Annotated in this window: 20 protein-coding genes and 1 pseudogene; 12 read left to right on the forward strand and 9 right to left on the reverse strand. The window is 59.1% G+C overall.

Translation table 11 applies throughout. From position 1 onward, the window contains the following. Positions 1-142: 142 nt before the first annotated feature. The 5 genes from J2Y56_RS01245 to J2Y56_RS01265 all read right to left on the reverse strand — a co-directional run bounded on the left by J2Y56_RS01245 (position 143) and on the right by J2Y56_RS01265 (position 6,341). Positions 143-1,420: an OprD family porin gene (locus tag J2Y56_RS01245; RefSeq protein ID WP_310348058.1), complete on the reverse strand. Its 1,278-nt coding sequence runs from the start codon at positions 1,418-1,420 to the stop codon at positions 143-145. 39 nt (positions 1,421-1,459) lie between these two features. Then, positions 1,460-2,794: an MFS transporter gene (locus tag J2Y56_RS01250; protein WP_310348061.1), complete on the reverse strand. Its 1,335-nt coding sequence runs from the start codon at positions 2,792-2,794 to the stop codon at positions 1,460-1,462. A 217-nt stretch (positions 2,795-3,011) separates the two neighbouring features. Continuing rightward, on the reverse strand, positions 3,012-4,211 hold the full coding sequence (gene fdhA, locus J2Y56_RS01255; RefSeq protein ID WP_310348063.1) for a formaldehyde dehydrogenase, glutathione-independent: 1,200 nt from the start codon (positions 4,209-4,211) through the stop codon (positions 3,012-3,014). Between the two features lie 70 nt (positions 4,212-4,281). Then, positions 4,282-5,358: an aromatic ring-hydroxylating dioxygenase subunit alpha gene (locus J2Y56_RS01260; RefSeq protein ID WP_310348065.1), complete on the reverse strand. Its 1,077-nt coding sequence runs from the start codon at positions 5,356-5,358 to the stop codon at positions 4,282-4,284. Positions 5,359-5,387: 29 nt separating this feature from the next. Further along, positions 5,388-6,341 (reverse strand): PDR/VanB family oxidoreductase, encoded by a 954-nt coding sequence (locus tag J2Y56_RS01265; protein WP_310348068.1) that lies wholly within the window; start codon positions 6,339-6,341, stop codon positions 5,388-5,390. Positions 6,342-6,634: 293 nt separating this feature from the next. Here J2Y56_RS01265 and J2Y56_RS01270 point away from each other — a divergent pair, with 293 nt between their 5' ends. The 4 genes and pseudogenes from J2Y56_RS01270 to J2Y56_RS01280 all read left to right on the forward strand — a co-directional run bounded on the left by J2Y56_RS01270 (position 6,635) and on the right by J2Y56_RS01280 (position 10,314). After that, a complete protein-coding gene (locus tag J2Y56_RS01270) occupies positions 6,635-7,105 on the forward strand; it encodes a MarR family winged helix-turn-helix transcriptional regulator (RefSeq protein WP_150779877.1) in 471 nt (156 codons plus the stop codon). A gap of 1,182 nt (positions 7,106-8,287) precedes the next feature. Beyond that, positions 8,288-8,458, forward strand: a pseudogene (locus tag J2Y56_RS28380) (HAMP domain-containing protein); the annotation flags it as partial. Positions 8,459-8,536: 78 nt separating this feature from the next. Further along, positions 8,537-9,328 (forward strand): methyl-accepting chemotaxis protein, encoded by a 792-nt coding sequence (locus tag J2Y56_RS28385; RefSeq protein ID WP_405046833.1) that lies wholly within the window; start codon positions 8,537-8,539, stop codon positions 9,326-9,328. Positions 9,329-9,378: 50 nt separating this feature from the next. Beyond that, entirely contained in the window at positions 9,379-10,314 is a 936-nt protein-coding gene (locus tag J2Y56_RS01280; protein WP_310348073.1) for a LysR family transcriptional regulator, read from the forward strand. On the opposite strand, the gene J2Y56_RS01285 is transcribed toward J2Y56_RS01280, so the two are convergent. From J2Y56_RS01285 to J2Y56_RS01300, 4 genes are all read right to left on the reverse strand, one after another. Continuing rightward, the gene (locus J2Y56_RS01285) at positions 10,299-10,745 is read right to left on the reverse strand and encodes a heme-binding protein (protein WP_007949104.1); all 447 of its coding nucleotides are present in this window, start codon (positions 10,743-10,745) and stop codon (positions 10,299-10,301) included. The genes J2Y56_RS01280 and J2Y56_RS01285 overlap by 16 nt on opposite strands. 11 nt (positions 10,746-10,756) lie before the next feature. Next, positions 10,757-12,106 (reverse strand): amidohydrolase family protein, encoded by a 1,350-nt coding sequence (locus tag J2Y56_RS01290; protein ID WP_310348076.1) that lies wholly within the window; start codon positions 12,104-12,106, stop codon positions 10,757-10,759. A gap of 298 nt (positions 12,107-12,404) precedes the next feature. Next, the gene (locus J2Y56_RS01295; protein ID WP_310348079.1) at positions 12,405-13,562 is read right to left on the reverse strand and encodes a prolyl oligopeptidase family serine peptidase; all 1,158 of its coding nucleotides are present in this window, start codon (positions 13,560-13,562) and stop codon (positions 12,405-12,407) included. Between the two features lie 59 nt (positions 13,563-13,621). Continuing rightward, positions 13,622-14,584, reverse strand: a complete 963-nt coding sequence (locus J2Y56_RS01300) for a LysR family transcriptional regulator (protein ID WP_310348083.1) — start codon at positions 14,582-14,584, stop codon at positions 13,622-13,624. Between the two features lie 296 nt (positions 14,585-14,880). Between J2Y56_RS01300 and J2Y56_RS01305 the strand changes: the two genes are divergently transcribed. The 8 genes from J2Y56_RS01305 (at position 14,881) to J2Y56_RS01340 (ending at position 25,496) form a co-directional block, all read left to right on the forward strand. Next, complete coding sequence (locus J2Y56_RS01305; RefSeq protein WP_310348086.1) at positions 14,881-15,822, forward strand: VOC family protein; 942 nt, start codon at positions 14,881-14,883, stop codon at positions 15,820-15,822. 15 nt (positions 15,823-15,837) lie between these two features. Further along, the gene (locus J2Y56_RS01310; RefSeq protein WP_310348088.1) at positions 15,838-16,248 is read left to right on the forward strand and encodes a Rieske (2Fe-2S) protein; all 411 of its coding nucleotides are present in this window, start codon (positions 15,838-15,840) and stop codon (positions 16,246-16,248) included. Positions 16,249-16,334: 86 nt separating this feature from the next. Continuing rightward, positions 16,335-17,459, forward strand: a complete 1,125-nt coding sequence (locus J2Y56_RS01315; RefSeq protein ID WP_150779882.1) for an FAD-dependent oxidoreductase — start codon at positions 16,335-16,337, stop codon at positions 17,457-17,459. A gap of 49 nt (positions 17,460-17,508) precedes the next feature. Next, positions 17,509-19,206 (forward strand): DUF1302 domain-containing protein, encoded by a 1,698-nt coding sequence (locus J2Y56_RS01320; RefSeq protein WP_310348092.1) that lies wholly within the window; start codon positions 17,509-17,511, stop codon positions 19,204-19,206. Positions 19,207-19,218: 12 nt separating this feature from the next. Continuing rightward, positions 19,219-20,607: a DUF1329 domain-containing protein gene (locus tag J2Y56_RS01325; protein WP_007949096.1), complete on the forward strand. Its 1,389-nt coding sequence runs from the start codon at positions 19,219-19,221 to the stop codon at positions 20,605-20,607. A 63-nt stretch (positions 20,608-20,670) separates the two neighbouring features. After that, positions 20,671-21,777, forward strand: a complete 1,107-nt coding sequence (locus tag J2Y56_RS01330) for a YCF48-related protein (RefSeq protein ID WP_310348094.1) — start codon at positions 20,671-20,673, stop codon at positions 21,775-21,777. Positions 21,778-21,781: 4 nt separating this feature from the next. Further along, on the forward strand, positions 21,782-24,256 hold the full coding sequence (locus tag J2Y56_RS01335; protein ID WP_310348096.1) for an MMPL family transporter: 2,475 nt from the start codon (positions 21,782-21,784) through the stop codon (positions 24,254-24,256). Beyond that, entirely contained in the window at positions 24,246-25,496 is a 1,251-nt protein-coding gene (locus tag J2Y56_RS01340; protein WP_310348098.1) for an MFS transporter, read from the forward strand. The genes J2Y56_RS01335 and J2Y56_RS01340 overlap by 11 nt, the downstream gene beginning before the upstream one ends. Positions 25,497-25,504 lie beyond the last annotated feature (8 nt).

Below are 25,504 nucleotides of genomic sequence, written 5' to 3' on the forward strand. Positions count from 1 at the left end.
TTGTAGCTGGAGCAAACAGGCCAGCTGAAAAGCCCTCTTTGCATGCCGGACGACGCGACGGGCGTTCCCGTCGCGGCTCCCGGCAGCTCATTCGCTTGCTTGCTGATGGGCTTACGCTCAGCGTTGGGTTTGCTCTTGTCAGTTACCAGACCTTGAGCGTGTAGTCGATGTTGATCCGGGTTTCGTTGTCACTTCGGAATGTCGAGGCTGAGCTTTGTTCATTGCGATAGAACGCATTGCGCAAACGCAGACCGAGTCCCTTTGCCGGGCCTGACTGAATGACGTAGGCCAATTCCAGGTCTTTTGACGACTCCGTCAGGTCACTACCCCCCAGTTGCGGCAGGTCGATGTTGGTTCCTCGCAAGTAACGGACCATGCCGGTTAGCCCCGGCAGGCCAACAGCGGCGAAGTTGTAGTCGTAGCGCGCCACCCAGGTCCGCTCTTTCGGATTCACGAAGTCTGCACTTAAAGTGCCATCGCTGAGCACTGCCGGCTCCCCGCCAGCAATGTAAGGCAATGCCGTGTCGCCTGTCTGGTACATGTAACCCAAGCCTAAGGTGTGGGCTGCAATCTGGTAGCTGAACATGGCGCCGGCGTTCAGGTTATCTACTTTGCCGGCTTCTGCCCGGCCGTTCTCCCGACTGTTGAAGACCCGCACATCTGTTTTCAGTCTGCCGGGGCCGAGGGGGAGCAGGTGGATGCCTCCCGCAAAGTCCTGAGTGTATATATCCATCAGTTCGGCGTGAAAATAGCGCAGCGTCAATGCGTCGGACCAATGATAGTCGCCACCGATGAAGTCAAAACGCTCGGAGCTGGCTCCCTTTTTGAACCGGCCATTGGGCGACGCCACCGATATTGCCTGATAGTCAGTGGAGTCCCGCAGGTTCACTCGATCCATGCGTCCCGTGTGCAGCGTCAGGTCGTCGATGTCATCGGAAATTGCATAGGCGCCGCGAAAGGATTGCGGAAGCAAACGTGCATGGCTCGCCGTGATCACCGGCAGAGTAGGGAACTGTGTGCCCACGGATAGCCGGGTCTTCGATATCTTCGTTTTTAGCGCCACCCCCAACTCTGAATATTCGTCGGCGGCTTCACGGGTCTGTGGGTTGAAGGGCAGGAGCTGGGTACCGGTGCGATCAGGCGCTGAGTCCAGCTTGAGTCCCAGCATGCCCGTGAGGTCCAGGCCGAAGCCAACGGTTCCTTCGGTGAAACCGGAATTGGCCCTGAGGATAAAGCCCTGGGCCCATTCGCGAGCGGCCGAATAAGGCGTGTCATTTTTGTAATCCCGATCCAGATAGTAGTTGCGTGCAGTCAGGGTAACGCTGCTGTCGTCAACGAACCCTGCGTAGACGGTGGAAGAGGCGCAGGCTGTCGCCATGCCCAGGCCATAGAGCCATGGGCATTCAATTCTGTTTTGCATGTGATGTGTCCAGATCTTGTTCTTATAGGGGGCGCCGGATCAGGCGTTGGAGGTGGTGCTCAGGTGCAGCAGTCGCTGCGGCTTCAAAAGCCAGACGACGAGGGCAGCGAAAACGAAAGACAAGGCAAACAGCAGGTAAAGGTCAGCGGGTTGCCACTGGGCATCGATCAACCGGCCAGCCACCAATGGCGACAGAATCGCCCCGGCGCGGCCGATGCCAATACCCCAACCCAGGCCGGTGACGCGTTGGGTCGCGTTGTAGATGGTCGGGGTCAGGGCATAGAGCCCGGCAACGCAACCGTTGACGAAGATTCCGATTAGCAGCACCAAGGCGAAGGCCAGGTTCGGGACGGCAGTGAACTGCACGAAAACCGCCAGGAGCACCGCGTTGATCAGGAGGTAAGCCATCAGCACCCGGGACAGACGAAAGCGCGATGCCAGCAAGCCGATCAGCGACGTGCCGAGAATGCCGCCGATGTTCAGCATTACACCACCGGTGATGCCTTGTTGATTCGATAGGCCAGCTGAAACCAGCAGCCTTGGCGTCCAGCTCATGACGAAGTAGAAACCGAACATCACCAGGAAGAAGGCCATCCAGATGAGCAAGGTTGAACGGAGCAAGGCTGGCGAGAAGAGCTCGGCGAACGTCTCTCTTAAAGGTTTGCGGGCGTCCTGCCGCGCCTCGGGTAACTGATCGACGCAAGCGACCGCGACGCGTTGCAGCAGAGCATTGATACGTTTCAGCGCGTTCCGGGGTTGGCGAGACAGCAGGAATGCCAGGGACTCGGGCAACCAGAGAGCGAGGATCGGAAGGATCAGCAACGTTGTTACGCCACCGTAAAAGAACACCGAACGCCACCCCATGGAAGGGATGATCTGCGCCGCGATGATGCCCCCTATCGTTGCCCCCAATGCGTAGGCTGTGGATTGCAAACTGATGGCCAGACCGCGCCACTTCTTGTTCGCATACTCACCAGCGACAACGTAGCTGCTGGCCAGGATGCCACCGATGCCGAGTCCGGTGATCAAACGCAGCACGCCCAGCATCTCGGGGGACGTCGCCCTGGATGACGCCAACATGCCGAGCCCGGCGATACCGACACAGAGCAGGATGAGTGGGCGTCGTCCGAAGCGGTCGGCCCACGGGGCGATAAACAACGAGCCGATCGCCATTCCGACAAGTCCTGCGCTGAGCAGGTAGCCAAGGTGAATGCCGCTCAGGCCCCAGTCGGTAGCAATGGAAGCGGCGGTGAATGCCATCACCAATACATCGAAGCCATCCAGCATGTTGATCAAAAAGCAGAGCGCAATCACGCCCCACTGGAAGCTGACCATCGGTTTTTCGTCCAGCTGTTGCCCAATCGATTGGTTCATGGGATCAGGCTCCGAAGCTGTAGGCAGGGAATGGGTGTGAACGACGGGCAGCCGAAGCCGCCTCGCTATGCAGGGGATACAGGGTGTACATGTCGATACCTTCTTGTTTTTGTTGGTCTGTGGAGCATGCAAGGTGCCCGGGAGCCGGCGACTTGACTCCGGGGCGGCAGGGGGCTCAGGTCGATGGAACGCCTGAGTCAGCCGGAAAATTAAGCGTTCAAGGCGCGCTGAAAGTTTTGTGTGGATCGATGACGAATTTTTTCGGCACGCCGGCATCGAACTCGCCATACCCCTGCGGTGCCTGGTCCAGACTGATCACCTGTACACCCACCACTTCGGCGATGTTGATGCGGTCCCACATGATGGCTTGCATCAATTGGCGGTTGTACTTCATCACCGGGGTCTGGCCGGTATGGAAACTGTGGGACTTGGCCCAGCCCAGGCCGAAGCGGATGCTCAGGCTGCCCATTTTCGCAGCGGCGTCCACGGCACCCGGGTCTTCCGTCACATACAGGCCCGGGATGCCGATTTTGCCCGCCACCCGCACCACGCCCATCAGTGAGTTGAGCACGGTGGCTGGCGCTTCATGGTGCACGCCGGCATGCCCGTGACCGCGTGCTTCGAAGCCTACGGCGTCGACGGCGCAATCCACTTCCGGCTCGCCCAATAGAGCAGCGATTTGTTCGTGCAGCGGAGTGTCCAGGGACAGGTCGGCGATTTCGAAACCCTGCGCCTTGGCATGCGCCAGGCGCACGGTGTTGACGTCACCGATGATCACCACTGCAGCGCCCAACAGGCGAGCGGACGCAGCCGCAGCCAGGCCGACCGGACCTGCACCGGCGATGTACACGGTGCTGCCCGGTCCAACGCCAGCCGTTACGGCGCCGTGGTAACCAGTGGGCAGGATGTCGGAGAGGCAAGTCAGGTCGCGGATTTTTTCCATCGCGCGATCACGGTCTGGCAGTTTCAGCAGGTTGAAGTCGGCGTACGGCACCATCGCGTATTCCGCCTGGCCGCCGGTCCAGTCGCCCATGTCGACATAACCGTAGGCACCACCCGGACGGGCCGGGTTAACGCTGAGGCAGACGCCGGTGTGCATTTCCTTGCAGGAACGGCAGCGCCCGCAAGCGACGTTGAACGGTACAGAGACCAGGTCGCCGATTTTCAGGTTCTCGACGTCGCTGCCTTTCACGATGACTTCACCGGTGATTTCGTGACCCAGCACCAGACCGGTCTGAGCGGTGGTACGACCGCGCACCATATGCTGGTCGGAACCACAGATGTTGGTGGAGATCACCTTGAGAATGACCCCATGCTCGATCTTGCGACCGCGCGGGTCCTGCATTTTCGGGTAGTCGATTTTTTGTACTTCTACTTTTCCGGAGCCGAGATACACCACACCACGATTGCCAGACATGCTTTTTCCCTTAAAGAAGTTGTTGTTATGTGAAGGTGCACACTGAGTTGAGTACGCGTGCGCCCGGTGCTCAAAAGGTGGATTGGCGAAGTTGCTCGATGATTCGCCGAGCGCGATTGGCACCGACATCGACGTGTATGTCGATCATCGGACGCGTGCCGAACCGGCACATGTTCTGGTACTGGGCTTCGATGATTACCTTGTCTTCATCGAAGGTCATTACCGTTTGCTCAACCACCTTGGCCTTGATGGCTTCGGGGTCGCTTTCGGGATTGGTGGCAATGGTCCAGAAATAGTGACTGGTGGTTGCGGTTTCTGGTGTTACACCATGGAATCCGCGCATATGGAAACCACCACGATCAGGGTCATCGAGGGAATCGGTGCCAGCATTCACCGCACCGGTCCAGATACGCAGGTGACTGACGTGAAATTCGATTTCCTGCCAACGGTCCACGGTGCCTTTGAAGGGGTAGGCGGCCGTGTAGGTGGGTGGTGGAACCGAGTCCGGCATATGGCGCACGACCAGTACCACGTTGCCTTCACTTTCCACATTCATCCGGGCATTCATATGGATGCTGGCATTGCCGCCGATGGTGCGCAGGTGGACATAACCCAGATGACTCAAGTCCATGAGGTTGTCGTGGATTAACTGATAAGGCGCGTTGTAGTGATACACATTGCCTTCGAACAGGTACTTGCCACTGCTGTGAACCGGGTAGGTCGGTGGCTCACAGTTCGGCTCCGGTTGCGCCTCGTTGCCAAACCATATCCAGACGATCTGGTCCTGCTCACGCACGTGATACGCGGGCACTTTAGCCTTGCTCGGGATCTTGTCCTGGCCCGGGATTTCGACGCACTTCCCACGCTCATCGAAAAGCAGGCCATGGTAGCCACACCGAATACCGGATTCTTCGAGCGTGCCATTCGACAGAGGCAGCGCTCTATGGCAGCAGCGGTCTTCCAGGGCTGCGACCTCGCCGTTGGCTTTGCGAAACAATACGACAGGCTTGTTGAGTAATGTCCGGCCGACGGGTTTGTCCTTCAACTCCCATCCCAGGGCAGCGACGTACCACTGGTTGAGGGGGAAGTGAGGTAAGGCCGGCGCCGGAATTTCTTCGGCAAGCGTTTGCAGAGTGGATGTGTTCATGGCGGTCTCCTTGAAGTTGTTGTTTGGGTTCAGAGATCAAGCACCAGACGTGATGATTTGGCGCGCGAGCAGCAGGGGGTAAAGCAGTCGTTTGCGGCTTGTTCAGCCACTGTCAGGAACTTGTCCCGGTGTTCCGGGATGCCCTTGAGTACACGGGTCACGCAGGTGCCGCAGACGCCTTGCTCGCAGGATGACTCGATCGCTATGCCGGCTTCATCGAGTACTTCGAACACGGTGCGTTCGGCAGGAATCTGAAAGATCTGTCCAGTGCTTGCCAGCTCGACTTCGAAGGGCGCATTGGCGCTTTGATTGATCGGGACTGCGGCGAAAAACTCTTTATGTACGCGGTCCTGCGGCCAGCCAGCGTTCTGCGCTGAATCGAGGATGTAGTTCATGAAACCGGCCGGCCCGCACACATAGAGATGGGTGCCAGCGTCCGGTCCTGCCAGCAAGGCGGACGCATCCAGCTTCTGTATTTGAGCGCCACTGTCGTCATGAAACTTTATGCGACCGGCGAAAGGGGTTTGCGCAAGCATTGCAACGAACGCCGCGCGTTCGCTGGATCGAAAGCAGTAGTGCAACTCGAAGTCAGCGCCTTGATGTGAAAGCTCATAGGCCATGGCCAGCATGGGCGTGATGCCGATCCCACCGCCGAACAGCAGGTGTCGGGTGGCTGAGCGATCAAGCGGGAACAGGTTGCGCGGAGTGCTGATGGTGAGTGTTTGTCCTGACCGTACCTGCTCGTGCATGGCCTTGGAGCCGCCACGGGAACTCGGGTCCTTGAGCACACTGATAAGGTAGCGATGGCGCTCGTTGGGATCGTTGCACAAGGAGTATTGCCGGGTGAGACCCTCGGCAATGTGAATGTCGATGTGGGCACCGGCCTCGAACGGCGGTAGAGCGCTGCCGTCTACAGCACATAATTCGAAACTGCAGATGCCTTCGGCTTCATCCGCTTTGCGGGTGACGTTGACTTGAAGCATGACTTGTCCCTCCACACTGAAGTGGCTGCTGAAAAAAAAGCATGAGTTAGAGCGTTAGCCGGGGACGGGTCAGCCGGTCGCTGGCACGTGGGGGACGATCATTTGCTTGAGCAAGGCGAAGGGGATGAAATTGAATGAGTTCATGACCAAAACCCGATAATTATTTTTATGTGGTAGGGCGACGGCCTATCATGCAGGCAATCACCCGTGACGTTCGGTAGAGAAATCCTCCGATTATTTAGTTGCGGTGTCAACCAATATTCTAAGACCCGCCGATCCAAGGTGTTCGCTCAATGTCCGTAGAGTCTCAGCTGAACCTGTCGCGTTATGTCCCTGCGCTGTTGAATTTTCTGTCCAATAAGCTCTCTGCGGGCGCATCGCAGTGCTATCGCAAGCATTTCGGCATAGGTGTGGTCGAGTGGCGAATGCTCTCGATGCTCGCCGTGGAAAATGACATCACCGCCAATCGAATTTGTCAGACGATCGGTCTCGACAAGAGCGCGGTCAGCCGTTCATTGCAGACGCTGGAAGCTGCAGGGCACATTTGCAGCCAGGTTGATTCAAAGGATGCGCGGCGCTACACCGTCAGCCTGACTGAGAGCGGAAAAGCGCTGCATGGTCGAGTGTTGAAGGTTGCACTGGAACGCGAGCGGCGGCTGCTCAGCGGGCTCTCTGCCAAAGAAGTGGACACCCTTATCGAGTTGTTGGGCCGCATGCATGCCCAGGTCTCCAACGTGAACGATTACGATCCGGTAGACGCTTGAATCTACGCTTGAACGCCTTTCCTTTAAGTGGTGTCGCTTCGTGACACCACGCCTCTTCATGCCGAATCACCCCTGACCACTCGCATACATTTCAGATATCGCGTTTTCCGATAGGTCACATCCCAACAAGCGATTAGTCCGCATCGCTGCGTCCCGGCAACCTGTGCCCGTCGCTCGGTCTATCCCGCCAGGTGACGAGCAACGGTTCGAGCCAACATTCCCGGCCGGAGGTTGCAGGTGATATTGCCAACAAAACAATAAAAGAAGGCTCGTTCGATGGTTATTCGTTCCGTGCTCAGCCGCCTCAGCGTTGGCGGAAAGTTGTCGCTCGGCTTCGGTCTAGTGCTGATCTGCACGATGGGCATGGCATTCACCGCTTGGTATTCAGTGCAGGTAACGCAATCGAGCGCCACACAGTTACGCGTGCTGGATCGCCAGAAAGCTAACCTCGCCCAAGCGCGAGTTGCAGAGAAGGATTTCGGTTTGCAGCCGTCACTGGAGACGGCCAGGCAGGTCGAGGACTCTCTTCGTCAGCTTCAAATCGGTTCGCCGCTTGCAAGTTTGGGCGAAGACTTCGGGCGCACACTCGCGGACTCATCCGACCGTTACCTGAAGGCATTTCAAGCATATGCTGAGGCCCGCCAGCAGGCGTTACGGGCGAGGATGCGTATGCAAGTGCTGGCTGAAACGACGGGGCAGCGTTTCAGCGAAGTGTTCCTCGACCAACTGGACGCTATCAATCTGGACCTTGAGCAGCATAACCTGCCTGACACGCAGTCAATGCAGCAGTTGGAGGAGGCGGCTTCGTTACGCGAACGCTTGGCCAATCTACGCGACAGCGAGCTGTATTTTTCCCTGGATCCGCAGCAGCGTTACCGGGACGACTGGGTCAACCGAGTAAATGAACTGGGTACCGCGTTAAGCAGCCTGAATTCGCAACTCGACGGGGATCGTCGTCGTGCACTGGATGAGGCCAGCGGAGCGTTGACCGAATATCGTGAGGCATTTTTGGCTTATGCCGTCAGCGGTGAGCAGGCCATGGCGCAACAGGTGAGCATGTCGATCTCGGCAGAGAAAGTGACGGCGCTGTTGGAAGACGAGCGCCTTAGGGCCGCGAAATCTTATGAATTACTCCGCCAACGTCTGGACCTGCAACTTGCAGCAATGGTGCTACTGGCAGTGATGCTTAGTATCGGTGCGTGCTTTGTGATCCGACGCTCTATTGTTTCCCCCCTGAAGTTGATGCTGGATCTGGCGCAACGTGTGGCCGCAGGTGATCTGAAAGATCGTCCCGCGCGGCTCGGTCGGCAAGATGAATTGGGCCAGCTCAGCCGCGCTATCGATCTGATGTTGCAGGCGCTGCGCAGTCTTGTGGGGCGGATCGGCAGCGATGTGCAGCAGCTTGATTCTGCCGCCGCCACGTTGGGTGCAATGGTTCAGCGCACAGGGCAGGGTGTGCGTGCACAGCGCGAACAAACCGCTGAGGTGGTTGAGGCAATGCAGCATATGACCCAAGCCGCTGCGCAGGTCAACCAGCAAGTCGGAGGCAGCCAGGTAACCTTGGGCGAAGCCTGCGAGCTGATCCATCAGGGGGACGATCTGGTACGACAGGCGAGTCAAAGCCTGCAGCGGCTGTCGCTGGAAATGACCAGCAGTGCGAGTTCCATGCAATTGCTGCAAACCGAGAGCCAGGCTATTACCCGTGTGCTGGACGTGATCAGCGCCATCGCCGAACAGACGAATCTACTGGCCTTGAATGCGGCCATCGAAGCCGCACGCGCCGGAGAACATGGACGCGGATTTGCTGTGGTGGCGGACGAAGTGAGGGCGCTCGCCAGTCGAACGCGAGCGTCGACTGGCGAGATCGACAGCATGATACGACGTCTCGCAGAGGTGACTGGCGAGACCGCCGCCAGTCTTTGCGACAGTCAGCGTCTGACCGCCGAAGGCGTTGATTTGACAGTGCGCGCGAGCCTGGTTCTGGATGCAATTACCGAGGCCATTTCGCGTGTTGAACACACCGGGAAAAGCATTGCCCACGCCGCAGCGACTCAACACGACATCGTCTGCCGAGTCGATGCAGCCCTTGGTCAGGTTGACTCGGTGGTAGAGCAAAATGCCGAGGAGTGTGCTCGGTTGGAATTGGCTAATGGCAACTTGCAGCGCCTGAGTGTCAGCCTTGGTGAAGCGGTTGGAGCGTTTCAACGCGACCCTGTCGATTGAGTATCCATCAGTGATGATCGCTCACTCTTCCAAACTAAAATGGATACTGCATGCGTTATCGACGTCTTGACCTGAACCTGCTGGTGGCCCTGGATGCCTTGTTGAGCGAATGCAGCGTCAGCAGGGCCGCCGAACGTTTGTGCCTGGGCCAGTCGGCAACCAGTTCGGCGCTCGGGCGTTTGCGTGAGCATTTCAATGACCCGTTGCTGGTTCAGGTAGGACGACGCCTGGAACCCACGGCATTGGGTTTGGAGTTGTTGCCCAAAGTACGTCAAGCGCTGGCACTGACGCGGGAGATTGTTGATGCGCCGGTCAATTTTGAACCGGCCCATTGCACTCGGCATTTCAAGTTGGTGGCTTCCGATTACGTGGCCAGCGTGCTGATGCCAGCGGTCAGTCTTGAATTGGCCCGTGTCGCGCCCGGCGTACGCTTGAGCCTGCGGGACTTGCCTGTACCGCGTGACGGTGATGTGGTCAGTGAAGCGCTCGATTATCGTCGCAGTGATTGCGTGATTGTGCCGCAGCGCAGGGTGAATCCGGCTTATCCCCACCTACCGCTCATGAGTGATCAGCTCTGTTGCATTGTCTGCGCTCGGCAATCGCCGTTCGCCGACGGTTTGAGCCTGGCCAACTATTGCGACGCGGAGCACGTGGTCCGCGAGTTTGCCGATGGCCGGAATTTGGCGATGGATGCCGTGCACCTGCATGAGCTGGGTGTTCAACGGCGAGTGGCGGTGGCCCTTGAAAGCTTCGTGTTGATGCCCGAATATATCGTCGGTACCGCGCGAATCGCCACCGTATTTCGTCGACAGGCGCAGCGTTTCGCTCAGCATTATCCACTGCGTATTCACCCAACACCGCTGGCTTTTCCCGAGGCCGTTCAGGTGTTGCAATGGCATCCGTATCAAGACCATGACCCGGCCATGCTGTGGTTTCGCGGCCTCTTGCTGGAACAGGCCGCGTTGCTTGATCAGCAGGGCAGCTGATCGCCGTTATCCGCCACCAGTCCAACCTGGTCGATAGCTTGTAAAGCGCATCGTTCGTCATTGTCCGAAGTGTCGCCGCTGATACCAATGGCCCCGAGAACCAGCCCCTCAACATTGCGAATCAACACTCCGCCGGCGACGGGAATAACCTCGCCGCCAGTCAGGCTGTTTATGGCGTCGAAAAACGCCGGCATCGCTTGAGCGCGCCGCGCCAGTTCGCGCCCACCAAAACCCATTCCCAGACAGCCACGGGCCTTGCCGGTGGCGATTTGTGGCCGAAGAAAACTGGCGAGTTCATCGCGCAAGACGGCCAGCGGATGACCGGCGGCATCCAGCACGGCGACGGCCAAGGGTTTAACCCCGGTTTCTCGGGCGATGCGGATAGCGCTGCTGGCGATGTGGGTGGCGGTCAATAGGTCGAGTTGCTGCATGGTGCTGGTCCTCATTGAGCCCACTTGCCCAATTGGGCAACACGGTCGCGGGTGTAAAGGTCTGTCCATTTCAGCGAGTTGAAATCAGACACCTGTTTTGGGTTGTAGGGGCTGCGCTCCATCCGCACGGGCTGGCCGGCCTTGTACACGGCTTTAAGGCGCGAGCGGTCTTGCAGAATGCGGATGTCGTGCAACGGTGAACCGTCGAGCAACAGGAAGTCCGCTTGCTTGCCCACTTCGAGGGAGCCGAGGGTCTCGCCACGCGGCATGCAGCGTGCGCCGACAGCCGTGGCGGCATACAACGCTTCTGCCGGAGTGAAGCCCAGACGGGTGACCAACAGTTCCAACTCACGAGCGTGCCACTCGCCGTAAGGCGTCACCGCAAAACCGCTGTCGCTGCCACACGCGAAAGGCACGCCTGCAGCCTTGGCCCGTTTGAGCACGGCCGAACCCACTTCCAGGGTGCGTGCGCAGTAGCCGGCGTAGCCGGTACTGATGGCCGGATCGTGGGGTTGGCAGAAGTCCACGGTGTTTTGAGGGAACGTCATGGTCGGCGCGAGGATGGTGCCCGCTTCGAGCAAGGCTTCAATGCACGCATCGTCCATATAAAAGGCATGAAACACCAGATCCACGCCTGCGCGGGCGGCGTACATCACCGCTTCGCGGCCATAGGCGTGAGTCGCCACTTTGCAGCCCAGGCGATGCGCCTCTTCAACCATTTCCCAGGTTTCTTCAGCGGTGAAGGCGGCGATGATTTCGCCATTCGGGCGGCGGTGGGTGCCGTCCATGGCGATCTTGATCAGGTCGACGCCATCCTTGGCCTGTTTGCGGATTTCCGCCAATGCTTCGCTGCGGCTGGTGACCAGGCGCGCGGTGAAATATTCCGGCGCACCCACGCGGCTTGGGAACCAGTCATTGAGGCTCTGCCGATTGGTAATGACCCGGCTGCTCGCGGCAATGCGCGGGCCCTCGAACAAACCGGCGGCGATTGCATTGCGCACAGCGATGCTGAGCTGGCCGCTATCGCCCGGGCAAACCATGCTGGTCACGCCGGCAGCCAGCACATGTTGGGCGAAGAACATGCCCCGCAGCGCGCGGAACTCGTCACTGGTCCAGATATCGATGTCTTCTTCGCTTTGCGCGTTGCCGAAGGCCAGATGGGTATGCACATCCACCAGGCCCGGCATGACAAAGTTATCGCCGGCGTCCACAACGGTGTGTCCCGGTTGTGGTTGCGGCGCCAGGGCCGTTGGGCCGACATACGACAGCAGACCGTTTTCCACGACCAGGGTTTGTTGTTGACGGGTTTCCAGGCCAGTACCGTCAAACAGGGTTTGGCATCTCAGGTGCAGGGCGTTCATGGGGTATTCACTTTGCTGATTGTTATGCAAAGCGAGGCTAGGGCGCGACCATGGTCACCACCAGCAACTTGCATCAATGCGCGCGTATTGATGGCATCAATAGCTGCGCTACGTCAGCGGCGTCGGGGCTTTCGCGGCGAAGAGTGACCTCAAGGGGCGAGTATCGCGAGTTGCGAAGGCTGGCAGATCAGCTCGTTCCATGGCACACGCGCACCCAACTGAATTCGTTTGCCCGTCAACAAAAAAAACGCCGGAAACCCTAGGGTTATCCGGCGTTTTTTATGCTTCGCGAAACCTGTTAAGCGGTGTGGCCACCCAGCGTTTCGGCAACCCAGTCAGCGATGTAGTGACCGGCGTTGATGCTGTTATCGAAGCTGGAATGCTGCACGCCACCTTCGCGTTCGGTGAAGATCTTCAGCTCGCGTTTCGGGCTGTTGATCAGTTGCTCATAAGTACGCTGCGCCCATTTCAGCGGAATCTGCGAGTCCTTCTCGCCATGGGTCACCAGGAACGGCACCTTGATGCGATCGAGTACGCCATCCAGATGCACGTTTTCGGCGATGGCCATGAATTCATCCATATCTTTCGCACCCCACACCCAGCACACGTGCGCCCAATAGTGCGGTACAGGGAAGCTGCCTTCTTTTTCCAGGCGACGTTTTTGTACATCGCGCCAGTCATGGTTTGCGCCCCACACCACGCCGCAGGCAAACCGTGGTTCAAACGCCACCGCACGCGGGCAGTAATAGCCGCCGAGAGAGACGCCTTCCAGGCCAATACGCTTGGCATCCACGTCGCTTCGGGTTTCCAGCCAGTCGACCACGCGGCTGGCCCAATGCTCGCTGTCGAAACGCGCAATCAGGTTATGCAGGCGCAGCGCTTCACCTGTGCCAGGCTGGTCGATGATCAAGGATGAAATACCGCGTTTCGCCAACCAGGCCGGCAGGCCGACGCGGTATTTCATTTCCTTGGTCGAATCCAGTCCATTGACCTGCACCAGGATCGGAGCCGGACCGGTCACACCCTCGGCACGCACCAGCAGGCCGGAAATATGTTTGCCCTCGTAGGGGATTTCAACGCGCTCGCAGTTCTCGCGCGACAACTCGATGCCGCGTTTGAAGGTCTGTAAAAAGCGCTGGTACAGCTCAGTCCGGCCCGGTGCGCCGTGGGCCTGCAAACGTTCGCAGGTGAGGTAATAAGTGGCGGCGCGGTTGTACTTTTCGCCTGCGGACAGCAGCCGACCATTACCTTCGTCTTCCTCAGCCAGGCCACAGAGTTTGTCGGCCATCTTCGCCCAGGTTTCTCGGAACGCTTTGGTGCCAGCCGCGTCGGGTTGCTGGGCGGCTTCCTGCAACGGCGCGCACATCTCTTCGATTTCGCCCATGCGGGCGCCCATCTCGATGGCCAGGTCGACAGAAAGATTCCACACATAATTGGTTGGAAAGTAACGGAACATAATTGTTGTTGTCCTTGTGATTGCCTTGACGTTCACAAGGCACGTTAAGGACGCGCCGACTAATGCGCCAATCGTGACTCGGGATGGGAGGTATCGCGACGGGCGATAGGAGGATTCTCCAGGTGCTGGATAAATTCGCTGATGCGTTCGCGCAGCCAGCGGTGCATCGGGTCGCCCTCGACGCTGCGGTGCCAGAGCATGACCTCGCGCATGACAGGGATTTTCACCGGTGGATTGAGGATGCGCAACGGCAGATGCTCGGCGTATAACCGCGCCAGACGCTGGTGCATGGTGGCGATGCGCTGGGTGCCGACGACCAGTTGCGGCAGGGTGTTGAAATCGTTGGTGATGACCTCGAGACGGCGGTTGAACCCATACTGGTTCATGAACCACTCTTCGATGCTCAAGTGCCGGCTGCGACCAAAACCGACGGAAACATGGCCCATATCCATGTATTGCTCCAGGGTCAGGCTGTCGCCGACCTGGGTATTGCCGTCCCACACCACGCAGACGTGGTCCTCTTCGAACAGCAGCTTGTGGGGGTGGCCGTCGATGATGTACCGCTCAGGCACGATCATCAGGTCAACCTCACCGCGAATCAGCAACTCACCGGAGTTGTCGCTAGGGCCGAGCATCTCGAAGGTGATGTTGGGCGCTTCCTGATGGATCTTCTGAATCACCTGGGCAAACAGCACGCTGATCAGGTAATCCGAGGTCACCAGGCGAAAGTGACGTTTGCTGGTGGCGGGGTCGAACACGGGCTTGGCGGTAATCGACGACTTGATCGTCAGCAGCACTTCGCGGATCGGCGTGGCGAGCTCCGTGGCATAGGGCGTGGGTTGCATTTTGCGGCCGACCTGCACCAGCAGTTCGTCTTCGAAGTAGGTCCGCAGGCGTCCCAACACACCGCTGGTGGCGGACTGCGTCATGTGCAGGCGTTCGGCGGCGCGGGTGATGTTCTGTTCTTCGAGCAGCACATCGAGTGCGACCAACAGGTTCAGATCCAGGTGGTTAAAACGCATCAGGCATGTCCGTTTTGTATTTATTTTTGCGATACATTCGGATGAATACATCACCGCGTCAAGCCTCCCGCTGTTTCTTTTCCTCTCCCCAAAAACCCGTTACCCGAGATTTTCAGGTATCGCGTTTTCTAATAGGTCACATCCCGACACACGATTAGTCAGCTGCCAAACCGCCCGGCACTCTTCGCAGCAGTCGGCGCCCTTGCCGACACCACCACCGGACATCCCGCGTCGCTGATGGGCTATCGAGCCTGAGGCAGGCGCGTCCGGATACTAATTTCAATGGAGTGGTAGCCATGAACATCCTTGGCCTTGATGCCCTGATCTTTGGCGTCGATGACATCCAAGCCTGTACCGATTGCTTGCGTGATTACGGCCTTGCCCCTGTCGATGTCGACAGCAACGGCGGGCGTTTTGAAGCACTGGACGGCACCGCCGTGATTATTCGCCGAGCGGACGATCCAGATTTGCCGGCGGCCATTGGTCCGGCACCGTCGATTCGCGAAACCGTTTATGGCGTCGCCAACGCGGCTGATCTCGATGCTATCGAGGATGAATTGGCGCGAGATCGCCAGGTCAGCCGTGACGACAACGGCGTGGTGCACAGTGTCGACGACATGGGGTTTGCAATCGCCTTTCAGGTCACTGTCCGCAAGTCCTATAACGCGCCGGACGACCTGACCAACGCCGCCGGCCATGCGCCACAGCGTCCGCTTAACCAGCCGGGCATCACCCTGGAAATGAATGCCACGCCGCGAACCTTGTCGCACGTGGTGTATTTCGTTCCCGATGCAGCCAAGGCTGAAGCGTTCTATGCCGAACGCCTGGGCTTCCGGACAACAGACACCTTTATCGGCGCCGGGCCGTTCATGCGCCCGGCGGGTTCCGATGATCATCATTGCCTGTTCATGATCCAGACCCCACCGCACATGAAGGGCTGCGAACACTTCACCTTCCACATGGGCAGCGGCACCGAAGTGCTGTTGGCGGGCACGCGCTTCGAGCAAAAAGGCTGGACCAGTTTCTGGGGTCCTGGCCGCCATCTCTTTGGTTCCAACTGGTTCTGGTACTTCAACAGTCCGCTGGGCTGCCACATCGAATACGACGCCGACATGGACAAGCACGATGACGCCTGGGAGGCCCGCCGTGCGCCACTGTCGGCGGATAACTCGCAGTTGTTCCTGTTCAATTCGAAAGAAAAATGGGCACCGGGCGGCCCGCCACCCAAGCACGGCTGAGTGCGGGCGTTGACCATGACCCACAGCGATTTTTTCCTGTGCCGGATGGACGAGTTGGCAGAAGGGCAGGCGCGCGGTTTCGATCCGTTGCAGCGCGGCAAGGACAGTGTTTTTGCCCTGGTGCACGAGGGGCAGGTGCGGATTTATCGCAACAGCTGCCCGCATCTGGACGTGCGCCTGGAGTACCGCAAGGACCGGTTTTTGTCGGCTGACGGCCAGTTGATCGTCTGTTACGCCCACGGTGCGCAGTTTCTCCCGAGCACCGGTGAATGTGTCTACGGCCCGTGTCTGGGCCAGCGTCTGGACGCGTTGCCATGGCGTTTGGAGGAGGGCTGGCTGGTGCTCGAAATGCCTGGGTCTACCGCGTTGTCCGGGTCGGTTGAGGTATCGCGTTTGGCGATACATCGCATCCCTACTCGCGATTAGTCAAATCCCTGCTTTGACGGGAATCTGGACCTAACGACGTAGCGCCCGACGCTGCATCGATTCACAAGAATAAAAGTGAGTAAGCCATGAGTGCAGTGAACAAAGTTCTGATCGTGGGCGGTGGTATTGGCGGCTTGTGTGCGGCCATCGCACTGCGGCGCAAAGGCATTGAAGTCGATTTGATCGAGCTCAAGTCAGAGTGGACGGTTTACGGCGTCGGCATCATCCAGCAGAGCAACGTGGTCCGTGAGATGGCCAAGCTGGGCGTGCTCGATGGTTATCTTGATGCGGCGTATGCCTTTGAAGACGTCGCCATCTATGGCCCGGCCGGCCAGCAACTGGCGCGCATCCCGGGTCAGCGACTGGCAGGGCCTGCGTATCCGGCGAACGTTGGCATTTCCCGTTTGGCACTGCATAAAGTGCTCAGCGAAACCGCCCTCGAACTGGGCGCCAACGTACGCCTAGGACTCAGTGTTGAATCCCTGAAAGACCTGGGCGACAGCGTTGAGGTGTTGTTCACCGATGGCAGCAGCGGTGGTTACGACCTGGTGGTGGGTGCCGATGGATTGTTCTCCAAAGTTCGCGACCTGTTGTTTGGCGACACTTACACACCAAGGTTCACTGGCCAGGCGGTGTGGCGCTACAACTTCCCGCGCGATCCGCACATCGATCACCTCGCCAACTACCAGAGCGCCGAGGGCAATGCCGGGCTGGTGCCGTTGGCCGGCGACCTGATGTACATGTTCCTCACCTCCCATGAACCCACCAATCCCTGGATGGACCCTGCGTCCATGGCCGAGCAAATGCGTCAGCGCTTGCAAGGCTTTACCGGCCTGATCGGCGAACTGCGTGAACAAATCACCGACAGCAGTCAGGTGGTTTACAAGCCGATGGAAGTGGTTTTCGTCGACGAGCCTTGGTATCGCGGTCGCGTTCTGTTGATCGGTGATGCGGCCCATGCCACCACGCCGCACCTTGGCCAGGGGGCCGGCATGGCGATTGAAGATGCCATCGTGCTCAGTGAAGAGCTGACCCGTGAAGGCAGTATTGAGCAACAGCTCAAGTGCTTCATGGAACGCCGTTTCGAGCGCTGCAAATTCATCAGCGAAAGCTCGGTGCTGGCTGGCGACAAAGAGATGCAGCACGACCGGGACTTCGACCGCATTGGTTTGGTCAAGCAGATGCTCGCACGCACCGCCGAGCCTATCTGACCCAACGCATCCACAGCAGTTACCACTATAAAAACAAGAGGTTAACGCGATGGTTAGTTCCACGACTGCGACGCTTGCGCGTCGCCCGGTCAGCATGTCTGCACCCTTTGGTTTCAGTTTGGCCGCGGCGTTGGTGCTGTGCAGCCAGGCTGCCCATGCCTTCCAAGTGGATACCGGCAATCCGGATTTCAGCCTGCGTTGGGATAACACGGTCAAGTACAGCGCCGCATGGCGCGCCCAGAATCCCAGCAGCAAATTGACTGAAGGGCAGGTATCACTCAATCAGGACGATGGTGATCGGGCTTTCAAAAAGGGCCTGATCTCCAACCGCACGGACATCCTTTCCGAACTGGATATGTCCTTCAAAAACGTCGGCGCCCGCCTCAGTGGCGCTGCCTGGTACGACACCGCCTATCAGCAGGACAACGACAACACAGATCCGTCACGCGCCAACGCACGTTCAGTGGCCTATGACGAATTCACCGATGACACCCGCCACTTGCACGGCGGTGACGGCGAATTGCTTGATGCGTTCGTGTACTGGAACGGCGAGTTGGGCGATCACGCCACGTCATTGCGGGTTGGCCGCCACGGGTTGATCTGGGGCGAGAGCCTGTTTTTCGGTGCCAACGGCATTGCCGGTGGCATGGGGCCGGTGGACGTGGTCAAGGCGCAGTCCGTCCCCAACACCCAGTTCAAGGAAATCACCCGTCCGGTCAATCAACTGTCGGGGACCTTTCAACTGACCGATGCCGTTTCGCTTGGCGCCTTCTACCAACTGGAATGGGAACAGACGCGTCTGCCGGGTGCCGGCAGTTATTTCTCCACCAGCGACACCATCGGTGAAGGCAACGAACGCTTGATCGTGGGGGCTCCTTTCCCAGCGTTCCTCGGTGGCAATCCCAGCAGCCCTGCGGCGTTCTTCCATGGCAATGACAAGGAAGCAAAAAGTTCGGGGCAGGGCGGCCTGCAGTTGAAATACAGCGCTGAGACGGTCGAATACGGCCTTTACGCGATCCAGTACCACGACAAAACCCCGAAGCTGTATCTCAAACCTTCTACGGGGGCGCCGAACTTCAGTACCGGCCAAATCGGGGAGTACTACTGGGTGTACCCGGAAGACATCCAGGCCCTGGGCGCGAGTTTTTCCACCACCGTCGAGGAATACAGCTTCGCCGGTGAAGCCTCGATGCGCTGGAACATGCCACTGGTTTCCAACGGCCAGACCGTCCTGCCTGGCGTTGCAGCCAATAACGATAACGACCCGCTGTACGCCATCGGCCGTACTGCTCACGTCAACCTCAACGTACTGGCCTCGTTCGGGCCGAACTTCATTGCCAATGAGTCGGGACTCGTCGGCGAGATGGCTTGGAACCGGTTGCTTAACGTCACTCAAAACCGTGCCGCCCTGGACCCCAATGCCACCGATGACGGTCTCGGCTTCAAGGTGGTTTACACCCCGACCTACCGCCAGTTTTTCTCCGGCATCGATATCAGCATTCCGGTCGGCGTCAGCTACTTCCCGCTAGGCAAATCCGCTGTGATCAGCGCGTTCGGCCCGGACAACGGCGGCGATATGAACATCGGCATTACCGCCACCTACCTGGACCGCGTTACCGCAGGCCTGACCTACACGCATTACTACGGCGCCGAGGACACCAACCTCAACGGGACCACCCAATTCAACATGAAGCAATCGCTGAAAGACCGGGACTACTTGTCTTTCTCCGTCAAGACCACGTTTTAAGAGGACTTGCGCATGACCCACAATAAAAAGACCGGAGCCTTCAAGCTCAAAGCCCTTTGCTTCGCGCTGCTCGGCAGCCTGGCCATTGGCAGCCAAGTAACACTGGCGGCGACGGCTGAAGACGCGGCGAAACTGTCGAAAAGCCTGACGCCTTTCGGTGCCGAGCGTGCTGGCAACGCTGATGGTTCAATTCCCGCTTGGGACGGTGGTTACACCAAGGTCGATCCCTCCTATAAAGAAGGCGGAAAACGTTCCGATCCGTTCGCCGCGGACAAACCGGTGTTCAGCATCACCTCGAAAAATCTCGCGCAATACGCCGGCAAACTCAGCGATGGCACCAAGGAAATGTTCAAGCGTTTCCCCGACACCTACCGCATCGATGTCTACCCGACCCGGCGCACTGCCGCCGCGCCGCAGTGGGTGTATGACAACACCCTGAAAAACGCCACCCGCGCCAAACTGGTCGACAGCAGTGCCGGTCCCGTACCGCAAGGCGCGTTTGGCGGCATCCCGTTCCCGGTGCCAAGCAATGGCGCTGAAGCCATGTGGAACCATGTGCTGAACTGGCGCGGTACTTCATTGGCGATGCATTTTCGTCATTACCTGATGACCGCCGATGGCAAGCAGGTGATGACCACCGACGGCAAGGCCATCCAGGAGATGCCGTATTACTACCAGGACGGTTCGCCGGAGTCGTTTGCCGGTGACTACTGGCTGTTCCGTCTGCTCAACGTCGGGCCGCCATTGCGCGCGGGCGAGCAGATCCTCGGCCGTACCAACATCAACGGCGACCTGTCCCAGGCGCACGTCTATCTGACCGGTCAACGCCGGGTGCGCAAGCTGCCGAATGCCTGTTGCGATACACCGACACCCGCCACTGCCGGAGTGATGTCGTTCGACGAGCTGAGCGTATTCCAGGGCCGCATGGACCGCTTCAACTGGAAACTGGTGGGCAAGCAGGAGATGTACATCCCCTACAACACCAACAAGGTGCAAACCGCCAGCAAACCTGAAGACCTGTTCCTCGCACACCACATGAACCCGGATTACGTGCGTTGGGAATTGCACCGGGTCTGGGTCGTAGAGGCGGACTTGGCGCCCGGTAAACGTCACCAGTTGCCGAAGGGCCGCTACTACCTCGATGAAGACACCTGGCAAGCCATGCTGGGCGACCGCTGGGACGCCAACGGTCTGTTGGCCAAAACCTTGTGGTCGTTGCCGGCAGTCCTGCCGGACCTGCCAGCACAAGCGCAATTGTCCTCGGGCTTTTATGACCTGACCTCAGGCGCCTGGTTTATCCAGAACGTCTACACCGGTTTGCCAGAGCAGTACGGCATGGTGGATCGCTACAAGGCTTCCGAGTTTTCGCCAGCAGCGATGGCGGGTGCCGGGGTTCGCTGAGTCAGGCCGGGATCGCGGTTTGCAAAGCGCGATCCGGTTTTTAACGGTTATTCGAGGTCGGTAATGAACAGAATCTGTCAGGTGGTTGGTCGGCTGATGTGGCTTATGGCGTTGCCTCTGGCGATGCCGTTGAGCCTGGTGCAGGCCGCAGCGGTGGGCGAGGTACTGAACACCCCGGCGATGCTGGTGCCACAAGCGACGTCCGCGGTGCTGCTGGATCTGGCCCGGGCGGGTTCACGTCTGGTGGCGGTGGGGGAGCGGGGCATCGTGCTGCTCTCCGATGACAACGGCGCAAGCTGGCGCCAAGTCGCCGTGCCGGTTTCGGTTAGCCTTACGGCGGTGCAGTTCGTCGACGCCAACACGGGCTGGGCCGTGGGACATGGCGGTGTCGTCCTGGCCTCCCGCGACGGGGGGGAACACTGGGTCGTGCAACTGGATGGCCTGCGTGCGGCGCAACTTGAGCTGGCGGCCTCCAGCGCGCAACTGCCTTCTGCCAACGATCAGGATGCAGCCGCTGCACGTGTGCAAACGGCTGAACGTTATGTCAGCGAGGGTGCTGACAAGCCGTTTCTTGCCCTGCAGTTCGTGGATGACCAACATGGCGTGATTGTCGGGGCGTACGGTTTGGCCTTTCACACTGACGATGGCGGCACCACCTGGCAATCGATCATGGGGCAAATCGACAACCCGATGGGCGCGCACTTATCCGCTATCGCTCAACAGGGTGAACACTGGTTTTTGGCCGGCGAGCAGGGTTATCTCGCTCGCTCGGACGATGCCGGCAAGTCATTCACTCAGCTGGAAAGCCCCTACACAGGCAGTTTTTTCACCCTGCAATTGCGCGATGACGGCACCTTGCTGGTGGCCGGTCTGAAAGGCAATGCGTTTTCCTCCCGCGACCTGGGCGAGAGCTTCCAGCCAGCGCCCGTGTCGATGCCGGTGTCGTTCAGCGATGCGATCCGCACGGATGACGGCCAGTTGCTGCTGGTCAATCAAACCGGCGCCTTGTTTCGCACCAACAGCCAACCCGATGCGTTGCTCCAACCCTATGGCAAACCGCTCGGCAAGCCCGTTTCCAGTGTTATTCAGGCCGCCGATGGCAGCCTGACGCTGGCGGGTTTCACTGGGTTGACGCGCGTTTCGCCGTCAATCGCTACCGCTCCGGAGTGAGGTTATGAAGTCTTTCGACAACGCCACGCAAAGTCTGGCGAATTTCGATCCACGCTCCGGTTCGGTGGTGGAACGTACGCTGTTCAATCACCGCCTGTGGGTGCTGCTGGTGTGTGTGCTGACAACCCTGGTCCTGGGTTATCAAGCCACCCGCATTGAGCTCAATGCCAGTTTTGAAAAAATGATCCCCACACAACAGCCGTACATTGCCAACTACCTAGAGCACCAGAAACAGCTCACCGGTTTAGGCAATGCCCTGCGTATTGTGGTGGCCAACCGACAAGGCAGCATCTACGACGCCGAGTACCTGAAAACCCTACAGGCCATGAGTGACCAACTCTACTTGCTGCCGGGTGTCGACCGGGCTTACATGAAGTCACTATGGACACCCGCCACCCGCTGGGTCGCAGTGACCGAAGACGGCCTTGATGGCGGTCCGGTGATACCCGATGACTACAGCGGCACCGCCGCCAACCTCGATGCGCTGCGCCGCAATGTGCAACGCTCCAATGAACTCGGTCAGTTGGTGGCGTTCGACCAGACTTCCAGCATCATTTACGTACCGTTGCTGGCAACCACTTCTGATGGCAAGGCGCTTGATTACGCGGTCCTGTCCGAACAGCTGGAGACGCTGCGCAGCACCCATCAAAGCGCAAAAATCGACATTCACATCACCGGTTTCGCGAAAAAAGTCGGCGACCTGATAGCCGGCCTGAAACAGATCCTGCTGTTCTTTGCCGTCGCGATCCTGATCACCACCGCCGTCCTTTATTGGTACACCCGTTGCCTGCGCAGCACCGTGCTGGTGGTGTTGTGCTCGCTGGTCGCGGTGGTGTGGCAACTCGGTTTGCTGCCCTTGCTGGACTACCAACTGGACCCGTATTCAGTGCTCGTGCCGTTTCTGGTATTTGCCATTGGCATGAGCCACGGCGCACAGAAGATGAACGGCATCATGCAAGACATCGGTCGTGGCATGCACCGGGTGGTGGCTGCACGCTTCACCTTTCGGCGTTTGTTCCTCGCCGGGCTGACGGCGCTGCTGTGTGATGCCGTGGGTTTTGCGGTGCTGATGCTGATCAAGATCCAGGTCATCCAGGACCTCGCAGTGATCGCCAGCATTGGCGTCGCGGTGTTGATCTTCACCAACTTGATCCTGCTGCCGGTGTTGCTCTCCTATGTCGGTGTTTCACCGCGTGCGGCTCAACTAAGCCTGAAGAGCGAACAGGCCGAGCAATCTGGTCAGGTGCGTCATGGGTTCTGGCGCTTTCTTGACCTGTTCACCCATCGTCGCTGGGCCAGCCTGTGCATCGCCATCAGCCTCGCGTTGGCGGTTGTCGGTTTCCTGGTGAGCCTGCAACTGAAAATCGGCGACCTCGATGCCGGTGCGCCGGAACTGCGTGCGGACTCGCGCTACAACCAGGACGATGCTTTTCTGACTCGTCACTACGGTGCCAGCAGTGACCTGTTTGCGGTCATGGTGAAAACGCCGGCCAGCAGTTGTGCGCGCTACGACATCCTCGCCAAGGTCGACGCCCTGGACTGGCAACTACGCGCTTTGCCGGGTGTGGATTCGACCAACTCGCTGGCGTTGCTGAACCGTCGCATGCTGGTAGGCCTCAGTGAAGGCAACCCGAAGTGGTACGAGCTACAGAACAACCAGGCGATGCTCAACATGATCACCGCCAGTGCGCCGCGCGGGTTGTACAACGAAGACTGCAGCCTGTTGACCTTGTATGCCTACCTCACCGACCACAAGGCCGAGACCCTGACCCGGCTGGTCGACCACGTGGAAAAATTTGCCGCCGAGAATAATACCGATGAGGTGCAGTTCCTTCTGGCGGCCGGTAACGCCGGTATCGAAGCGGCGACCAATATCGTGGTCAAACAAGCCAACCGCGAGATGCTCATCTGGGTCTACGGCGCGGTGATTGTGCTGTGCCTGATCACTTTCCGCTCCTGGCGCGCGACGCTCTGTGCGGTCATTCCTCTGATGCTGACGTCCATCCTCTGCGAAGCATTGATGGTCTGGCTGAACATGGGGGTCAAAGTCGCCACGCTGCCGGTCATCGCCTTGGGTGTCGGTATCGGTGTCGACTATGCGTTGTACGTGATGAGTATTCTGCTGGGGCATTTGCGCCAAGGGGCGAGTTTGTCCGAAGCGTATTACCGCGCGCTGGTATCCACCGGCAAGGTTGTGATGCTGACCGGTATTACCCTGGCTATCGGCGTGGCGACCTGGACGTTTTCACCCATCAAGTTCCAGGCCGACATGGGTGTGCTGCTGGCCTTCATGTTCATCTGGAACATGGTCGGTGCCTTGGTGTTGCTGCCGGCATTGGCGTACTTCCTGTTACCCGCACGCAGCGCTGCGGCCGATGCGGTTGTAGCGGCAAATGTGCTCAACGTGGCGGTGGGTGACACGCCGGTTGTTGCGAACGTTCACCACCTGCGCATCAAGGATCGCTGCCATGGTCGCTAATTCCTTCGTAGAAAACCCCACTCGACAAGCCGGGTTGCCGCAATCGCTGTTGTTGCTGCTGGGAAGCTGTTTGCCGGTGCTGGGCGCCGTATTGCTCGCCCCGGTGTTGCCTCGGATGCAGGCGCATTTTGCCGATGTGGCCGGCAGCGCCGTGCTGGTCCCCATCGTGCTGACCCTGCCGGCATTGGTGATTGCGCTGCTGGCGCCGTTCGCCGGGCTGATCGCCGACAGGCTGGGGCGCAAACCGTTGCTACTGGCCAGTATGTTGCTGTACGTCCTCTGCGGCGTGCTGCCGCTTTGGCTCGACTCGCTGCAGGCGATCGTGCTCAGCCGTGCGGGTATCGGATTGGCCGAGGCTGGCATCATGACCTGCTGCACCACGCTGATGGGCGACTATTACAGCGGCGCCAAACGTGAACGTTTGTTCGCCTTGCAGATGGTCGCCACCTCGTTGTCGGCGGCGGTGTTTATCGCACTCGGTGGCTTCCTCGGGCAGAACGACTGGCGTACGCCGTTCGCATTGTACGCGGTGGGTTTGATTTTCCTGCCGCTGATGGCCTGGCAATTGTGGGAGCCGCAGGCACGCCCACAGCCGCAGCAAGCAACCCAGGCGGTGCCGACCGGCAAATTTCCATGGCGCGCGCTTACACCCATGTACGTACTGGCGCTGTTGGCAGGTTTAAGCCTGTTTATCGTGCCGGTGCAGGTCGGTTACCTGCTCAACCTGCTGCAGGTGGATGCCCCGCAACAAATCGGTATGACTATGGGCGCCAATCAACTGGGCGTGCTCGTCGGTGCACTGAGTTTTCGATTGTTCAGCGGGATGCGCGGGCAGCACATGCTGCTGATCGCCTATGTGCTGGCGGGCATCGGCGGGTTGTTGATGTCTGACGCCTTCAGCCATGTGCAAGTCGTGGTCGCTGTGACGATCAACGGCCTCGGCATCGGCTTGATGCTGCCGACGCTGATCACCTGGATCATGGCGCAAGTCAATTTCCATCAACGCGGGCGGGCGGCGGGGTGTTTTACCGCCGCCATCTTCGCCGGCGAATTTATCAGCCCCCTGGTGGTTCTGGGCATGACCCATGGTGACGCCACCGCGCTGCCGGGTGCCTTGGCCATTGTGGGTGGGGTGCAACTGTTAGTGGCGGTGTTGTGTCTGGCCGTGCCCCGACTCGGCGGTCTGTTGGACGACGCGAACATTGTTGTCGGTGGCACGTCCATCGGCGACGGAAACTGAACGAGGAT

The organism is Pseudomonas sp. BE134 (assembly GCF_031456105.1).
In the GTDB taxonomy this organism is placed as follows: domain Bacteria; phylum Pseudomonadota; class Gammaproteobacteria; order Pseudomonadales; family Pseudomonadaceae; genus Aquipseudomonas.